The organism is Curvivirga sp. (genome assembly GCF_965219885.1).
In the GTDB taxonomy this organism is placed as follows: domain Bacteria; phylum Pseudomonadota; class Alphaproteobacteria; order UBA8366; family Aestuariispiraceae; genus Curvivirga.
This window is the reverse complement of record NZ_CBDCOT010000009.1, coordinates 2,526,047-2,542,943: the sequence shown is the minus strand read 5'-3', so window position 1 is coordinate 2,542,943 and position 16,897 is coordinate 2,526,047. Positions and strand designations below refer to the sequence as shown.

At 42.5% G+C, this 16,897-nt stretch carries 18 protein-coding genes and 1 other RNA gene; 14 read left to right on the top strand and 5 right to left on the bottom strand.

What is annotated here, in order from left to right; translation table 11 throughout:
• From ACOQOA_RS17480 to ACOQOA_RS17435, 10 genes are all read left to right on the top strand, one after another.
• Window positions 1-978, top strand: a complete 978-nt coding sequence (locus tag ACOQOA_RS17480) for an ABC transporter permease (RefSeq protein ID WP_420549880.1) — start codon at window positions 1-3, stop codon at window positions 976-978.
• 1 nt (window position 979) lies between these two features.
• Entirely contained in the window at window positions 980-1,375 is a 396-nt protein-coding gene (locus ACOQOA_RS17475; RefSeq protein WP_155155556.1) for a cytidine deaminase, read from the top strand.
• A 28-nt stretch (window positions 1,376-1,403) separates the two neighbouring features.
• Window positions 1,404-2,204 (top strand): purine-nucleoside phosphorylase, encoded by an 801-nt coding sequence (locus tag ACOQOA_RS17470; protein WP_420549879.1) that lies wholly within the window; start codon window positions 1,404-1,406, stop codon window positions 2,202-2,204.
• A 1-nt stretch (window position 2,205) separates the two neighbouring features.
• The gene (gene deoC / locus ACOQOA_RS17465; protein WP_420549878.1) at window positions 2,206-2,964 is read left to right on the top strand and encodes a deoxyribose-phosphate aldolase; all 759 of its coding nucleotides are present in this window, start codon (window positions 2,206-2,208) and stop codon (window positions 2,962-2,964) included.
• A gap of 60 nt (window positions 2,965-3,024) precedes the next feature.
• Window positions 3,025-4,347 (top strand): thymidine phosphorylase, encoded by a 1,323-nt coding sequence (deoA, locus tag ACOQOA_RS17460; protein ID WP_420549877.1) that lies wholly within the window; start codon window positions 3,025-3,027, stop codon window positions 4,345-4,347.
• A 51-nt stretch (window positions 4,348-4,398) separates the two neighbouring features.
• Window positions 4,399-5,616 (top strand): phosphopentomutase, encoded by a 1,218-nt coding sequence (locus ACOQOA_RS17455; RefSeq protein WP_420549876.1) that lies wholly within the window; start codon window positions 4,399-4,401, stop codon window positions 5,614-5,616.
• A gap of 11 nt (window positions 5,617-5,627) precedes the next feature.
• Window positions 5,628-6,515 carry a phytanoyl-CoA dioxygenase family protein gene (locus tag ACOQOA_RS17450; protein WP_420549875.1) on the top strand — a complete coding sequence of 296 codons (888 nt, stop codon included), beginning with the start codon at window positions 5,628-5,630 and terminating at the stop codon, window positions 6,513-6,515.
• A gap of 2 nt (window positions 6,516-6,517) precedes the next feature.
• Window positions 6,518-7,498 carry an adenosine deaminase gene (gene add, locus ACOQOA_RS17445; protein ID WP_420549874.1) on the top strand — a complete coding sequence of 327 codons (981 nt, stop codon included), beginning with the start codon at window positions 6,518-6,520 and terminating at the stop codon, window positions 7,496-7,498.
• A gap of 6 nt (window positions 7,499-7,504) precedes the next feature.
• On the top strand, window positions 7,505-8,215 hold the full coding sequence (locus tag ACOQOA_RS17440) for an HAD family hydrolase (RefSeq protein WP_420549873.1): 711 nt from the start codon (window positions 7,505-7,507) through the stop codon (window positions 8,213-8,215).
• A 124-nt stretch (window positions 8,216-8,339) separates the two neighbouring features.
• The gene (locus ACOQOA_RS17435; protein ID WP_420549872.1) at window positions 8,340-10,040 is read left to right on the top strand and encodes a thiamine pyrophosphate-binding protein; all 1,701 of its coding nucleotides are present in this window, start codon (window positions 8,340-8,342) and stop codon (window positions 10,038-10,040) included.
• Between the two features lies 1 nt (window position 10,041).
• Here the strand turns inward: ACOQOA_RS17435 and ACOQOA_RS17430 are convergent, their stop codons facing one another.
• Genes ACOQOA_RS17430 through ACOQOA_RS17415 form a run of 4 tightly spaced genes read right to left on the bottom strand, consistent with a single transcriptional unit; the run spans window position 10,042 to window position 12,159 of the window.
• On the bottom strand, window positions 10,042-10,605 hold the full coding sequence (locus ACOQOA_RS17430; protein ID WP_420549871.1) for a YigZ family protein: 564 nt from the start codon (window positions 10,603-10,605) through the stop codon (window positions 10,042-10,044).
• A gap of 17 nt (window positions 10,606-10,622) precedes the next feature.
• A complete protein-coding gene (locus ACOQOA_RS17425) occupies window positions 10,623-10,955 on the bottom strand; it encodes a TfoX/Sxy family protein (protein WP_420549870.1) in 333 nt (110 codons plus the stop codon).
• A 13-nt stretch (window positions 10,956-10,968) separates the two neighbouring features.
• The gene (locus tag ACOQOA_RS17420; protein WP_420549869.1) at window positions 10,969-11,625 is read right to left on the bottom strand and encodes an RluA family pseudouridine synthase; all 657 of its coding nucleotides are present in this window, start codon (window positions 11,623-11,625) and stop codon (window positions 10,969-10,971) included.
• Window positions 11,626-11,658: 33 nt separating this feature from the next.
• Window positions 11,659-12,159: a PAS domain-containing protein gene (locus ACOQOA_RS17415; RefSeq protein ID WP_420549868.1), complete on the bottom strand. Its 501-nt coding sequence runs from the start codon at window positions 12,157-12,159 to the stop codon at window positions 11,659-11,661.
• 474 nt (window positions 12,160-12,633) lie between these two features.
• On the opposite strand from ACOQOA_RS17415, the gene ACOQOA_RS17410 reads away from it, so the two are divergent.
• The 3 genes from ACOQOA_RS17410 to ACOQOA_RS17400 all read left to right on the top strand — a co-directional run bounded on the left by ACOQOA_RS17410 (window position 12,634) and on the right by ACOQOA_RS17400 (window position 15,003).
• A complete protein-coding gene (locus tag ACOQOA_RS17410) occupies window positions 12,634-13,467 on the top strand; it encodes a pirin family protein (RefSeq protein WP_420549867.1) in 834 nt (277 codons plus the stop codon).
• A gap of 59 nt (window positions 13,468-13,526) precedes the next feature.
• Window positions 13,527-13,920: RNase P RNA component class A (gene rnpB, locus ACOQOA_RS17405), an RNA gene on the top strand.
• A 90-nt stretch (window positions 13,921-14,010) separates the two neighbouring features.
• Window positions 14,011-15,003: a DUF3179 domain-containing protein gene (locus ACOQOA_RS17400; protein ID WP_420549866.1), complete on the top strand. Its 993-nt coding sequence runs from the start codon at window positions 14,011-14,013 to the stop codon at window positions 15,001-15,003.
• 73 nt (window positions 15,004-15,076) lie between these two features.
• On the opposite strand, the gene ACOQOA_RS17395 is transcribed toward ACOQOA_RS17400, so the two are convergent.
• Window positions 15,077-15,394 (bottom strand): hypothetical protein, encoded by a 318-nt coding sequence (locus ACOQOA_RS17395; protein WP_420549865.1) that lies wholly within the window; start codon window positions 15,392-15,394, stop codon window positions 15,077-15,079.
• A 480-nt stretch (window positions 15,395-15,874) separates the two neighbouring features.
• On the opposite strand from ACOQOA_RS17395, the gene ACOQOA_RS17390 reads away from it, so the two are divergent.
• A complete protein-coding gene (locus ACOQOA_RS17390; protein ID WP_420549864.1) occupies window positions 15,875-16,840 on the top strand; it encodes an NUDIX hydrolase in 966 nt (321 codons plus the stop codon).
• The last annotated feature ends 57 nt before the right edge of the window (window positions 16,841-16,897 follow it).

The window sequence follows — 16,897 nt, the reverse complement described above, 5'->3', positions numbered from 1 at the left end:
ATGGAACAGTCTATCGTTATTCTCCTTTCAGTTTTAGATGGCACATTACGTGTCTCTACCCCGCTCGTCTTATGTGCTATGGCAGGGCTCTTCTCTGAGAGATCAGGTACAGTAGATATCTCCCTTGAAGGGAAGCTACTATTTTCCGCTTTTGCAGCTGCCGCTGTTACTTATGTGACTGGTAGTCCTTGGGTTGGTTTGGTTGCTGCAATTGCGCTTTCTTTCAGCCTGTCAATGTTACACGGTTTTGCTTGCGTAACACATAACGGTAACCAAGTGGTGAGCGGTGTTGCGATTAATATTCTGGCATCTGGTTTAACAGTTGTTCTAGGCATTGCCTTCTTCCGTCAAGGTGGGCAAACACCAACGTTACCAAAAGATGCGCGTTTCACGCCGATTGAACTTCCTTTTGCAGAAGCTTTGGATTCTATCCCAGTCATTGGACAATTATATGCCCAAGTAATCAGTGGTCATAATATACTGGTTTATCTAGCTTTCTTATTGGTTCCAGTTACAAGTTGGATTGTATTTAAAACACGTTTTGGCCTGCGCCTTCGTGCCGTTGGTGAAAACCCAAAAGCCGTTGATACTGCAGGTATTGGTGTACGTGCGATGCGTTATAAAGCCTTGGCGGTGAATGGCGTTTTATGTGGTATCGCAGGTGCATACCTATCTACGGCCCAGAACGCGGCATTCGTGCGTGAAATGTCCGCAGGACAAGGTTATATCGCTTTGGCTGCGCTAATCTTTGGTAAGTGGCGTCCAAAAACAGCCATGCTTGCTTGTTTAATGTTTGGTCTATTGGATGCCATTGCGATCCGTCTACAGGGTGTCGTTATCCCGGGAACGGAAACAGAAGTCCCTGTAACTCTCATTCAAGCATTACCTTATATCTTAACCGTTATTCTTTTGGCCGGCTTTATTGGCAAAGCCATTCCGCCAAAAGCAATCGGTATCCCTTATGTGAAGGAACGCTAAGATGTCTAAAGACGATCTTCAAAAAGCTGCAGCAGAAGCAATGGAAAAAGCCTATGCCCCCTATTCCAATTTTCAGGTAGGGTCAGCAATTTTAGCCGAAAACGGCAAAATTTATTCTGGTTGTAACGTCGAAAACGCAGCTTACCCACAAGGCAACTGTGCCGAAGCCAGCGCAATTGCCGCAATGGTAATGGATGGCCAGACGGCAATTCGTGAAATTGCTGTCATCGGCAAAGGTGATGCTTTGGTCACGCCATGTGGGGGATGTCGTCAACGTATCCGCGAATTTGGAAAACCTGACACTCCAGTGCATGTCTATGGAGAAGAAGGTTTACGTAAAAGCTATACCTTAGACGAATTACTGCCGGACTCTTTTGGTCCAGAAAATCTAAAATAATATTTATAATTAAGAGTTTATTACTGTAATGAGCAAAGCTTCAGAACATATCCAATCCATTCTGCCTGACTTCAAACCAGAAGTGGCTATCATTCTAGGTTCCGGCCTTGGTGAATTTGCCGATTTGGTCGAAAACGCCACAAAGATTTCCTATAATGATCTGGAAGGTTTTCCATCAGCTGGTGTGGCTGGACATGCTGGGCAATTGGTTTGCGGTAACATTGGCAAGACAAATGTTATTGTAGCTCAGGGACGTGCACATTTCTATGAACATGGTGATGCGTCAGTTATGGATCCTGTGATTGAAGCCTTTCATACGCTTGGATGTCATACGCTTGTGGTAACCAATGCAGCTGGTGGCCTGAACACGGATTATGAACCGGGCAGTGTCATGATTATCAATGATCATATTAACTATGCAGCAACCTCCCCACTTATTGGGAAAGAAGGTAATGAACGTTTTGTCGGAATGGTGGATGCATATGATCCTGCGATCCGTGAACGTCTTCATAACATTGCAAAGCAGGAAGAAATTGATGTTTCTGAAGGCGTTTATATGTGGTTCACAGGACCGCATTTTGAAACACCAGCAGAAATCCGTATGGCAAAAATGTTGGGCGCAAGTGCCGTGGGCATGTCCACTGTACCTGAAGTTATCTTGGCCCGTTTCTATGGTTTGAAGGTCGCAGGTCTTTCCAATATCACCAATTTAGGTGCAGGCCTTTCTGATGAAAAACTCAGCCATGAACATACTATGGCGATGGCGGGTAAAGGCGCACAAAAAATTGCTGCTATCCTAAAGACATATCTATCTGAAGGAGCATTATAAGATGAATCTGACAGAAGCTGCGAAAAAATCAATTGCTTGTCTCGATTTAACCTCCCTCAATGATGGTGATACAGAAGACGACGTCAAAGCACTTTGCGCGAAAGCACAAACAACGCATGGCAATACAGCCGCTGTATGCGTATGGCCACGGTTTGCAGCCTTGGCGGTGGATCTATTAAAAGATACCGATATTAAAGTTGCAGCTGTTGCTAACTTCCCAGATGGCGGTTCAGATGTGGATCAAGCCGTTAGTACAACTAAGCAAATTGTTGAAGCTGGCGCACATGAAGTAGACGTTGTATTCCCCTATCGCGCATACTTACGTGGTGATGGTGACATTGCAACGCAATTGGTTTCCGCGACCAAAGCAGCTTGCGGTGATCATGTGAAGCTAAAAGTCATTATTGAATCCGGTGAACTTGCAACTGAAGCTGCTATTCGCGGTGCTTCTGAAATCTCACTAAAAGCAGGTGCAGATTTTATCAAGACTTCTACTGGTAAGTCCCCGATATCGGCAACACCTGAAGCAGCAAAGACTATGCTTGAAGCTATCAAAGCGCATGGTTCTGGCGCCTTCAAAGCGTCAGGTGGTATTCGCGATACGGAAACAGCTGCTCAATATCTTCAAATAGCAGCTGACGTGATGGGCGAAGATTGGATCAATGCAGACCATTTCCGCTTTGGTGCCAGTGGCGTTCTAACCAACTTACTTGCTGTTCTAGACGGCACATCAGAAACAGAGAATAACGCAGCCTATTAATAATTTCCCGTTTTTGGGATATGGCGCGATTAAAATTTAGATAAATAGGAGAAGTATCAGATGCTTCCACAGGAAATTATTCGCAAAAAACGCGATGGAAACAAACTATCTGCAGAAGAAATCCAATTTGTAGTCGACGGGATTACAAAAAACACCTTGTCTGAAGCACAAGTTGGCGCTTTTGCAATGGCGGTTTTCTTCCAAGGTATGGATATGGATGAACGCGTTGCCCTCACCCGTGGTATGATGAATTCAGGTGATGTTTTAAGCTGGGATAATTTGGGTCTTAACGGTCCTGTTGTTGATAAACATTCTTCTGGCGGTGTGGGCGATAAAATTAGTTTGATGCTTGCACCAATCGTGGCTGCTTGCGGGGCGTATGTTCCGATGATTGCTGGCCGTGGGCTTGGTCATACAGGCGGAACCGTTGATAAATTGGAAGCTATTCCGGGTTACAACACCGCGCCATCAGACGAACAGTTCCGTGCTATCGTTAAGAAATTAGGTTTTGCTATTATCGGTCAAACTGGTGAATTGGCACCTGCAGATAAACGCCTTTATGGTATCCGTGATGTGACAGCCACCGTTGAATCCGTGCCATTAATCACAGCCTCTATTCTCTCCAAAAAATTGGCTGCAGGTCTTGATGCTTTGGTTATGGATATCAAATGCGGTAATGGTGCTTTCTGCGATACCTTTGAAATGGCCAAGGAGCTATCTGAAAGTATTGTTGCTGTTGCCAATGGCGCTGATACAGCAACCAATGCGTTAATCACTGATATGAACCAAGTTCTGGGCAATACGGCAGGTAATTCCGTTGAAACCATCGAGGTCATTGATTATTTGACCATCAAAGAAGCACGAGAACCTCGTCAACATGAAATCACTATGGCGTTAGCGGCTGAGATGGTCTTATTGGGTAAGCTTGCAGATACTATAGAAGAGGCCCGTGAAAAAGCTGAGGACGCTTTAGAGAGCGGACGTGCCGCAGAAAAATTTGCGCAAATGGTTGTTGAACTTGGCGGCCCTGCTGATTTGATCGAGAAAAAAGAAAGCCATATGCCATTGGCCGAAGTGACCCGTGATGTATATTTGGATGATACAGGCATGATTACCGAATTGAATACACGTGAAATTGGCCTTTCTGTGGTAACATTGGGTGGTGGTCGTAAATCGCCGACCGATGATATTGATCATGCTGTTGGTTTAAGTTGCATTCGTGCTCTTGGTGATAATGTGGATAGCAATACGCCGTTCTGTCGCATTCATGCACGTAATGACGATCAAGCCAATGCAGCAGAAGCAGCTGTAAAATCTGCAGTTACAGTTGGTGAAACATCACCTACTATCAATAATATCGTGATGGAACGTATCACAAGCTAAGAGCATATTAGTTGGTATAAGCTTCAGAATTTAAGAAAAGAAAGAAAAACCGTGGCACGTACATTTATATTGATCATGGATTCATTCGGGATTGGTTCCGCCGAAGATGCGGACAGTTTTGGTGATACGGGTGCGGATACATTAGGCCATATCGCCAAAGCCTGTGAACAAGGCAAAGCAGATGAACAAGGTCGTTCAGGCGCACTTGAAATACCCAACCTCTTATCACTTGGTTTAGGAAAAGCCTGGTCAGAGGGGACTGGTAAATCATTAAATTCCCTAACAACTGAAACCGCGATCAAAGGTGCTTATGGCTTTGCACAGGAAGTATCTAAAGGCAAGGATACACCGTCTGGGCATTGGGAGATTGCGGGCCTGCCCGTAGATTTTGATTGGGGCTTCTTCCCAACAACTATTCCAAGTTTCCCGAAATCTCTGACAGATCGTTTAATTGAAAAAGCAGAATTAAAGGGTATTCTTGGCGATAAACATGCATCTGGCACCGTAATCATTGAAGAACTTGGTGAGGAGCATGTTAAAACCGGTATGCCCATCTGTTACACATCTGCTGATAGTGTGTTTCAAATTGCGGCGCATGAAGAACATTTTGGCTTGGATAAGCTTTATGAATTATGTAAAATCGCCAAAGAATTATGCGACGAATATAATGTGGGCCGTGTGATTGCACGCCCCTTTATTGGCGAAGATGCAAAAAGCTTTAAGCGTACAGGCAATCGTCGTGATTACACAACAGAACCACATGAAGACACCTTGTTAGATAAGCTTGTAAAAGCAGATAAGACCGTCGTATCTGTTGGCAAAATCTCCGATATCTTTGCCCATCGCGGTATTTCAGAAAAAGTAAAAGCCACAGGTAATATGGCTCTGTTCGATGAAACTTTACGTCTGGCTGACGAAAAGGGTGATGGCAGTTTGATTTTCACTAATTTTGTGGATTTTGATGCAGAATATGGTCATCGACGTAATGTAGCTGGTTATGCCAAGGCACTGGAAGATTTCGACAAACGCCTTCCAGAACTTTTCGAAAAACTAGAAGATGATGATCTGGTTTTGATTTCAGCAGATCATGGATGTGACCCAACTTGGGAAGGTACCGATCATACACGTGAATATGTACCGGTGATTTTCTATAAAAAAGACATGGAAGAAAATAATCTGGGGCGTCGCGCAACCTTTGCCGATATGGGCCAAACCATTGCCAAACATTTTGGTATCGATCCCCTCACCCACGGAACAGCCTGTTTCTAGGATAAAATAATATGACTAAAGAAGCTTTACGTTTTCAATCAACTGAAGATGGACATTTAACTGACGAAATGAAGGTAGCTTACGAACGGGATGGCTATATCGTTTTAGAAAATTTTGTTGACCCAGATATCTGTGACTCCGTTCGAGATCATGCTGATAAACTGGTTGAAGAGTTTGATCCATCTGGTGTTTCTACAATCTTTTCTACCAATGAACGTTCCCATGCAAAAGATGATTACTTTAAGTCATCTGGTGATAAAGTGCGCTTCTTTTTTGAAGCAGAAGCTTTTGATGAAAATGGTGAGTTGAAACAGGAAAAGTCTAAATCAATCAACAAGATGGGACATGCGATGCATGATCTTGATCCAGTTTTCAAAGAATTTGCTTATACTGATAAACTTAAAAAGCTAGCTGGAAGTTTGGATTGGAAACAACCACAACTGTTACAAAGCATGTATATCTTCAAGCAGCCAAAAATTGGCGGTGAAGTTAACATGCATCAAGACAGTACCTTCCTTTATACGGATCCAGAGTCAGTCGTAGGCTTCTGGTTTGCCTTAGAAGATGCCACTCTTGAAAATGGATGCCTTTGGGGGATCCCAAAGCGTCATAAAGAACCATTAAAAGATAAGTTTGAATATGATGCAGATGGTAATTTGGTTCTAAACACCGTTAATCCATGTGAATGGAAAATGGAAGATGCTGTTCCTTTAGAAGTAAAAAAGGGAACTGTGATCCTGCTTCATGGGCATTTGCCGCATTATTCTGCCCCAAATCGTTCAACAAAGTCCCGTCATGCTTTCACCTTACATGCAATTGATGCAGCTTGTGACTATCCTGATCACAACTGGTTGAAACGGGGTGCGAATTTACCATTAGTCAACTGGTTGGATGCATAAATATGCAAACCCAAAACATTCCGAAAATCGAACTGCACGTTCATATTGAAGGTACAATTACACCGTCTCTTGCCAAAAAACTTGCGGCACGAAATGGTGTGAAGCTTGATCCGTCGGTTCTGCAATATGAGGATCATTACACTTTCACAGACTTTTTGGATTTTTTAAATCAATATGACATGGTTGCGGATTGTATTCGCACGCCACAGGATTACGAAGATCTCGTGTATGATTATCTAGAGCGTTGCGCTGCGGAAAATGTAATCTATGTAGAGTTTTTCGGATCAAAAGATCACGGGGAAGCTTGCGGTATCAGTTATCCTGATATGGTAGCTGGTATGGCAAAAGGTATTGAACGTGCCGAAGCTGATTTTGGTATCATCTGTCGTTGTATTATGACCTGTGTCCGTCATTATGGGCATGAACGTGCCCTGCCTGCGGCCCAAGCGATGATCGATCATCCACATCCAGCAGTCGTCGGATTTGGTATGGCAGGTGATGAAAATGCACATCATCCAAAAGATTTCGCAGATGCTTTTGACCTTGTACATCAAGCTGGCTATCCAACCACAGCCCATGCAGGCGAAGCTGCAGGTCCACAAAGTGTGAAAGACTGTCTAGAATACTTGCCTATCAAACGTATCGGCCATGGTGTTCGCAGTATCGAAGATCCAGATCTCGTTAAAGAAATCGTTCAAAAAGAAATTGCTCTGGAACTTTGTCCCGGAAGCAATCTGTCCCTTGGTTTCTATGACAAACCAGAAGATCATCCTATTTTAAAATTAAAAGAAGCAGGATGTCGAATGAGTTTGAACTCAGACGATCCGCCCTATTTCATGACAACAATGGGAATGGAATATGAAAATGCGACGCAACTTTGGGGTTTGACAGAAGACGAACTTCGCGGCATTACCAAAATGGCAATTGAAGATGCCTTCTGTGATGATGAAACCAAAGCCAAGCTTCTGGCAAAGTTAGGTTAATAAAATATGATTGAAGTTGTTGCTTTTGATGCGGATGATACCCTTTGGCATACCGAAGATATTTTTGTCAGCACTCAAAACAAACTGGAAGAAATTCTCACAAACTATTGTGAGACCGCACATTTGCATGAGCGGATGGCAGCAACCGAAAAAGAAAATGTGAAACTTTTCGGCTATGGGATTAAAGGTTTTACCTTGTCCATGGTAGAAACAGCTATTGAGTTATCAGAAGGTAAGATTTCAGCTGAACATATCCATGAAATTATCCAGCTTGGAAAAGCCATGCTGGAACATCCGCTTCGTATTATGCCTAACGTGGAAGATGTATTAAAAGAACTTCATGGGAAATATAAGCTGGCAATCGTAACCAAAGGTGATTTGCTTGATCAAAATAACAAGATCGAACAATCCGGTCTTGCCCCTTATTTTGATTTTCTGGAAGTGGTGAGTGAGAAAGATACTGCGACCTATGAAAATCTATTCACGAAATGGGGCGATTACCCTGCCGAACGTGTCATGATGATTGGCAATTCATTACCATCTGATGTGTTACCTGTTTTGGATATTGGTGGCTATGGCGTGCATATTCCTTATGTAACCACAGCTGCTTTTGAACGCACTGATCGTGTTGCTTCCGGTTATCGTTTCACTCATCTGGACAATATCAAAGAGATTCCAGCATATCTTGAACAAATTACCCTTAAATATCTGATCTGACAATTTTATCAGGCAATTTTAAACAATCTGGAATAACTGCTCTTCCGTTCCTTTTGCATATGGAAACTTATCATCAATGGGTTTATAAATTTCCCAAATGATAATCCAAACGGGGTATTCCAATATGTCTTCTTCTTCCAATGCACGCCAATCCAACGAACGTTTGGGCGGGCATATTCTTGCTGATCAATTAGCTATTCAAGGTGTAGATACAGTTTTCTGTGTTCCAGGTGAAAGTTACTTGGCACTTCTTGATGGCTTGGTAAATCATGAAGACAATATTCGTGTAATCAACACACGCCACGAAGGCGGTGCCTCTAATATGGCGGAAGCTTATGGCAAAGTCACTGGGCGCCCCGGCATTTGTATGGTGACACGAGGCCCGGGTGCAACCAATGCATCATGCGGCCTTCATACTGCTTATCAAGATTCCACCCCCATGATCCTTTTTATCGGTCAGGTCGGTCGCGATATGAAAGACCGAGAAGCTTTTCAGGAAATCGATTACAGCCATATGTTTGGTCAAATGGCGAAGTGGGTTGCCCAAATTGATAGCGCTGATCGTATTCCAGAATATATTAACCGCGCTTTCCATGTGGCCATGTCAGGTCGCCCGGGTCCTGTTGTTCTTGCATTACCGGAAGATATGTTAACCGACTATACCGCAGCTACCGATCTAAAGGCCCCTGCCCGCGTTGCCCAATCTGTTCCTGCTATAGAAGATTTGAGTGAGCTAGAAGGTCTCTTACAAAAGGCAAAAAAACCATTCATGCTTGTTGGCGGACCAACTTGGACACAAGATGCAGTAAATAATATCGTGGCATTTGCAGAAAAACATAACATTCCTACAGGCGCCTCTCTACGTTCCCAAGATTGTTTCGACAATACACATCGCTGCTATGCGGGGGATGTGGCAATTGCTGTAAATCCGAAATTATCCAAACGTGTAAAAGAAAGTGACCTGCTTATCGTTGCGGGACCACGTTTAGGTGAAATGACCACACAAGGATATGACCTAGTAACCATCCCTGAAACCGCACAAACATTAGTTCATGTGCAAACAGGCGCGGAAGAGTTAGGGCGCGTTTATCGTCCTGATCTTGGCTTTAACTGTGATATGCCATCTTTTGCGAAAGCAATACAGTCGATTTCTGCAACAGGTGATGAATCCCGTGCTGAATGGTGTGCTTCTGCTCATCAGGATTATCTTGACCGTATTCAACCGACTGAGGTTGCAGGTAACCTCAACATGTCAAAAGTAGTGCGCCATCTCAGCGAAACTTTACCTGCAGATGCTATTATCACAGCAGGTGCCGGTAACTATGCGGTTTGGGTGCATCGTTTCTTCCAACATAAAAAATTCCGCACACAAGTTGCCCCAACAAATGGCGCCATGGGATATTCCGTTCCCGGTGCATTAGGGGCCAAAGCAGCCGATCCCAAGAAAACAGTTGTCAGCTTTAGTGGTGATGGCTGCTTTATGATGCTGGGCCAAGAACTGGCAACAGCCATCCAATTTGATCTACCCGTCATTTTCATCGTGGTAAATAATGGTTTCCTGGGCACTATTCGTATGCATCAGGAACGTACTTATCCAGAACGTGTGATGGCAACTGATCTGCATAACCCAGATTTTGTACAATTGGGTCAAGCTTATGGTTGTCATAGTGAATTGGTTACGAAAACTGAAGATTTTGCAACTGCTTTTGAACGTGCAGAACAATCAGGCAAAGCGGCACTTCTGGAACTTCGTGTTGATCCAGAAGCTCTCACCCCCGTTCAAAGTTTGAGCGAAGTGCGTGAACAAGGCAAAGCATCTATCTAAATCAATCTTGATAATCCAACTCTTCCTTAAGAGTTGCGATAACGGGCTTCGGGGCGTTCAGTGAAAACAGGACGCCCCCTTCTGTATAAGCACGCTCAACTGTGATCTCTGGATGTAAGGACAAAAAACGCTCAATCTTTTCTGAACGTGAAAAAGACATCTGAATTTCGAAATCTTCATGTTCCACATAAAGATCTATTTCAGCCACTGCTATAGCCGCATTTACGGCAGCTGCATACGCGCGGGCCAATCCGCCAGTTCCGAGCTTTGTACCTCCAAAGTAACGTGTGATGATCGCTCCAACATTGATTAAATCAGCACCTTGTAAAGCACGTAAAGACGGCATTCCAGATGTACCAGATGGTTCACCATCATCACGACCACGTTCAATGATTTGTCCTTCATCCAGATAACGGATCGCTGTAACATGATGGTTTGCTTTGGGGTGTAAAATACGCAGCTCTTCCAAACGTCCTTCAAACTGATCATAAGGGACAATTTCACATAAAAACCGGGATGCTTTTTCCTCGGTTTCTGCGATAGCTGGTTTTGTAATAATCTTCATTGGAAATGGTATTCAATTTACTTGCGAGGGGCGACACGAAAAGCTTGTGCAGCATATGGCAGTAATTCATCCGGATTTTCAAGAAGTTCGTCCGGTACACTATACCAACGTTCTACACTAACCACTTTTCCCTTTTTGGGATAACTAAAGGGATGGCTTCCAATTTCAATAAGCTTCTCTCTTAAATCATCATCTACCACGAAGTAAAGCTCATTTAATAAATAAACTGCAAATTGCACATTCATATGGCGAAAGTCCCATCCACCGAAAAACCGCTTAGACTCTATAGGTCCGAGATTTTCAAAAACCTCTCTATAATATTGAACAATTTCAGGTGGTTTCGCAGCCATTTCTTCACCGAACTTAAAAAGGAACGTTAGATTTGATTTTTATTCTATCGTCACTTTTATGATGGGTGAAGCTTAATTCAGTTGCATGCAATAATAAACGAGAAGACGCTTCAAATGCATCACCTTCGGCATAAAATGGATCCCCAATTATGGGATGTCCAAGTGCTTGCATATGAACGCGCAATTGATGACTTCTTCCAGTAACTGGAAACAAAGCTATACGAGATGTATTCTTCACCTCATCATGAGCAAGACATTTCCAATGAGTTAAAGCAGCTTTCCCTTGTTCATGATCCACAATCTGCTTTGGACGATTTGGCCAGTCACAACGCATAGGAAGATCGACACTTCCATCTTCGCCCTCAATTAATCCCCACACAACCGCTGTATAGGATTTATCCGTTTCTTTATGTTCAAATTGCCGAGAAATATCACGATGGGCTTCTTTGGTTAAAGCCATAACCATAATGCCAGACGTGTCCATATCAAGGCGATGTACAATTGTTGCGTTAGGATACTCAGCTTGAACACGTGTCGCCAAGCTATCTTTATTTTCTTCTGCACGCCCAGGTACAGAGAGCAATCCGCTCGGTTTATCTAAAACCAAATAGCTTTCATCTTTATAAAGAATAGATAACCCTTCATGGGCTGGAGGCGAATAAGCACGCATAAGAGAATTCCATATTAAACAAGTTGCGATGTTTTATTTGAAATCCTGCAAGATGGAAAGAATCTTATTCACATCACCGTTTTCATCTTTAAACGGCAAATCAACACTTTCAATCTGAACATGCCCCTTATCAATTGTTGGTAAGGTGCCTTTAAAAACATGCGGCGTAAGGTCTGTGCAGATCATATCATAATAATGAAATAAATCGCGCTCATAAACCTGTTCATGATCCCCGCGAACATCCATATGCTTTAAGCGATCACGCCCAAGAACATCTAAAACATGTTCCCCTTGAAGTTTGTATTTAAAACTTCCGTCTTGTTGGCGTTCCGAAACGGACATACGGTTGGAATAAGTAGCGAATTCAATAACATCGAAACTTTTCCAATAAGGTACCGGGCAATCACTTTGTGCATCCCGGTTTTGTAACCACCACTGAAAAATATCAATCGTCGCTGCTTGTGATAGTTGTGATGCAACTTCAAGCGGCTCTACTATGGCATCTTTACCCATTTCTTCCAAACCTGTCGCCATTTATCTCCCCGAACAACTATAGAGTAGCTATATTACTGTTTTATAACAGTAATTTATTTATTATTACTTCACTTATAGTCTGGAAAGAAACTTACGGAATAACCGCCTTTGCATGATCGGTGTTGTTCTCGACGCAGAACAAAACTAGTCATCATATTTCAAGGCATCACATAGAACATATCTACGTTGTTTCATTTGCTGACAACACCCCTTTCCCTATATGTCGACAAGCAAAAAGAAACATCAGTAAAATAGTAATATGCCCCTTCAAATTCCTAACCAAAACTCACCAATCCATATCCGGGATGATAGTCGATAAGGTTTTGAACTGTAAATGAAAAAATTAACAAATGGTTAATTTTTTCATTATTAATTAGGTCAATATTGGACACAATAAGTTATCAATTGGGTCGATTATATTTCCCCACAAAAAACCTTATATAATAGACCTTAAAATTAAAAAGGATCGAAGATATGAGAGAAGTCAAAGAAATCATTCAAGGTCTTCCCGCATCAGATGGCGACGGTGTAAAATTAACACGTGTGATCGGCACACCAAAGCTTGATATGTTAGACCCATTTTTAATGTTGGATGCTTTTGGATCAGATAGCCCACAAGATTACTTGGGGGGCTTTCCTGCTCATCCGCATCGAGGTTTTGAAACCGTCACCTATATTTTAAATGGACGTATGCGTCACAAGGACAATGCAGGCCATGAAGGTGTTATCGAAGAAGGTGATGTGCAATGGATGTCGGCAGGTCGTGGCATTATCCATTCCGAGATGCCTGAACAAGAACAAGGCTTATTAAAAGGTTTTCAATTATGGATTAATTTACCCGCTGTTCAAAAAATGTCCGACCCACGTTATCAAGAATATGTTTCTGAGGATTTACCTATCGAGACCAATGAAGCTGGAAGTCATATCAAAGTAATCGCGGGTGAAACTGATCAAAATACAAAGGGGCCGATTGAGGCAGAAGCAACTGCGCCGATATATTTTGATATTAATCTTAAAGCAGGCGATCACTTTACCCAATCAATTCCAAAAGGTCACAATACAGCCCTTTATATCATTGAAGGTGATTTATTTGTCGGTACCAAAGAAACCTTGGTGAAAGAAGATCAACTCGCCATTTTAAAAGACGGTGATACAATCTCCGTTAAGGCGATGGGACAAGATGCGCGGTTCCTGTTATTGGCAGGGAAACCTTTAAATGAACCCGTTGCTCGTGGTGGTCCATTTGTTATGAATACAAAGGCAGAAATCCTTCAAGCCTTTCAAGATTATAATGATGGGAAGTTTTAAACTTCCCATTTTTCTTTCCTATTTGCCTTTTTCAACAAAACCCACTAGATAAAGCGCACGCAGATGGTCGGATGATCGCGGTCTTGCACGGGAAACCAGCTTGACTGAGGAAAGTCCGGGCTCCACGGAAACACGGTGCCGGATAACGTCCGGCGAGGGTGACCTTAGGGAAAGTGCCACAGAAAAGAAACCGCCTGATCACGGTTAGGTAAGGGTGAAAGGGTGCGGTAAGAGCGCACCGCTGATTTGGTAACAAGTCGGGCATGGTAAACCCCACCGGGAGCAAAACCGAATAGGAACAGTCGCAAGTTCGGCTTGCAGGTGAGTTTTCGCATCACTGTTCGGGTAGGTTGCGCCGAGGTGTCTGGTAACAGACATCCCAGATGAATGATCATCCCCGCAGATATTTATATCTGGAGAGGACAGAACCCGGCTTACAGACCATCTGCGTATTTCTTCCTATTAAGTCACATAAATGTTAACAGGCTTTATTCGTATTTTTTCGATCTCTCAGCCATATTATGATGAGAGAGGAGCAGGCCAATGCGAAGTATCATTACCTTATTCTTAATATGTTTAGGTGTTATCGCTTCATTTGATGTTGTTGGCGCAGAAAAAGACTGGCGCAATAGTTGGCCCAATACAGATTTCAGTAAATATAATGTAGATCTTTCTGAAATATTATCTGGAGGTCCAACCAAAGATGGCATCCCACCTATCGACAATCCAATCTTTATACAAGCTTCACAAAACCAAGTTATAGAACCGAATGAACCTGTTATCAGTATCATTCATAACGATATCGCCAAGGCATATCCTTTGCGCATCATGATGTGGCATGAAATCGTGAATGACGAAATCGGAGACCTTCCAATTGCAGTGACTTTCTGTCCCTTATGTAATGCGTCTATCGTTTATGATCGTCGTTTAAATAATGAAATATATACTTTTGGCACAACCGGAAAACTACGTCATTCAGATCTCATTATGTGGGACCGTCAGACTGAAAGCTGGTGGCAACAATTTTCCGGGGAAGCAATTGTCGGTGAACTCACAGGTAGTGAACTAACCGTCATCCCCTCCAGATTAGAAAGCTTTAAAAAGTTTCTGGCAAGAACTGATGAAAATGCGTTGCTTCTTGTTCCAAATGACCAAAATATGCGCCCTTATGGAAGCAATCCATATAGTCGATATGACGGCGGATATCCTTTCTTATACAAAGGCGATTTACCAGAAAATATCAAACCACTAGAACGTGTTGTTTCGCTCTCAGATCGCAAACAGGCTTGGAGCTTTAGTTATCTAAAGGAACATGGTCAGATTACAACGGATGAAAATATTGAAATTACTTGGGAGGCTGGTCAGGTTTCAGCTCTAGATACGGAATGGATTCCAAATGGGAAAGATGTAGGAAACATTATTGTACGTCAGAATGGGAAAGATATTCCCTATTTTGTGGAATTTGCCTTTGCTTTCTATGCATTTCATCCTGAGGCCCCAATCCATAACATAGAAAATTCTAACATTAATCAATGAGTAAATCCTAAGGAACCCGTCGGCTTTCTTTTTACTAGAACTCCGACGGGCTCAGATACACTCATAGATCATTTTACATCAGCTCTTCGGCTGCCTTCTCAATAGCGGGCAAGTTTGCCCAGTTACCGCCAGTTGCCATCAGACAAGTCCAGCCATCAGGACGCGTTAACATCACTGTCCAACTGCCTGTGCTTTTGGAAACAAACAACTCAACCAAGGATCCATTACCAGCTAAACCATAGCCGGACCGGATTTCTTTATAGCCATCTTCAAGTTGTTGTACGATTTTTTCATGTGGACCACACACGCCTGCTGCGGAAGCAGAAAAACTGCCAAGCCCTATGGCTAGAGCAACCAAAGTGGGTGCGATCATATTGATTAGGTATCTCATATCATCCTCCTTTGTTAGAGTGCCCCAATTCAGCGCGACGACATGAATGCCCAATCTTGGAAGAAGCTCTTCCTTTTGGTCTAAATTTTAGATCGTTTTGACAAAACGTCTTCTAACCAATCTTCTATCAAAACTCTGAGTCTTTGCGACCAATATCTCCTTTTACGATATAATTCGCGGTTCAGTTCTAAAATAAGCTTAGACTTTCTTCGCCACTACTTAGATTACTAATATAAGAATAAATAGATAAAATTTCAACTAAATATTGCTCAAATTTCGATAACAACAACGTTATAATGAATTTTAATTAACAATACCAGATCATTAGCGATTATTTTCAACTAAATTTCACGAATATAAAACTGCCATAAAACCATCATATCTTTTTGATTGATCTCTCATTTCGCTCAGATTACTTCTATAACGAGAAAATAAATTCATTAAAATCTCACTATTAAAACGGAAATTCTACGCTTTCTAATGCCTGATAAACCTCAAAACCACAGTGTCGTCGTTGGTCTAAATGCCGTTATCATTGCATGGGATGATCCTGTTCCACGCTTTTTAGTGCGAAACAAACATAAAAATATTAACGAACTTCCTTTTGATGTCTTCCAACCCCTTTCCTATCGCACATTGGAAGAAAATGTTCGTGCGCTTGTAGATGATCAAGCAAAACTGGAACTTGGCTATATCGAACAGCTTTATACATTTGGAAATCGAGGCCGAGATCCACAAGAAGAAAAAGGTGGTCCGCGTTTCATCAGCATTGGTTATCTTGCTCTCCTGCTAGGTAAAGCAATCGAAGAATCCAACGCTTTTTCCGAAACTAATCTCTGGAAAGATATTTACGCTTTCTTTCCTTGGGAGGATTGGCGCGAAGGACAACCTGTCATCCTTTCACAAATTAATGAAGCTTTGGAAAATTGGGCCGCGAAAGCAACGAACGACCATGATAAACAAGCAAAGCGAGCACGCATTCACAAGTTATTTGGCAAAACAACCAAAGACTGGAATGAAGAATTAGTATTAGAACGTTATGAGCTTCTCTACGAAGCAGATTTAATTGTCGAATCTTTACGCGACAAAAATCAGGAACTTCCCTTCTCAACAGGTATCCCAATGGAATATGACCATCGTCGCATTCTAGCGACAGGTATCGGTCGCTTAAGATCAAAGATTAAATACCGTCCCGTTGTATTTGAATTGATGCCTTCAAGCTTTACTTTACTTCAATTGCAGCATCTGGTCGAAGCTCTATCTGGAAAAAAACTACACAAGCAAAACTTCAGACGTCTGCTTGAACGCACAGGTATGCTGGAACCAACTGGCGAAGTTTCAGAGCAAACAGGCGGTCGCCCCGCACAATTATACCGTTTCCGTGCCGAAATTATGGCCGAACGCCAAGATCCAAACATCACACTGCCATCCCTATCCAATAGTTAGTTTTTCCTTCATGGAAATAGCCTTTATTGGGATGTATTTCTAAGAATACTAGACTTA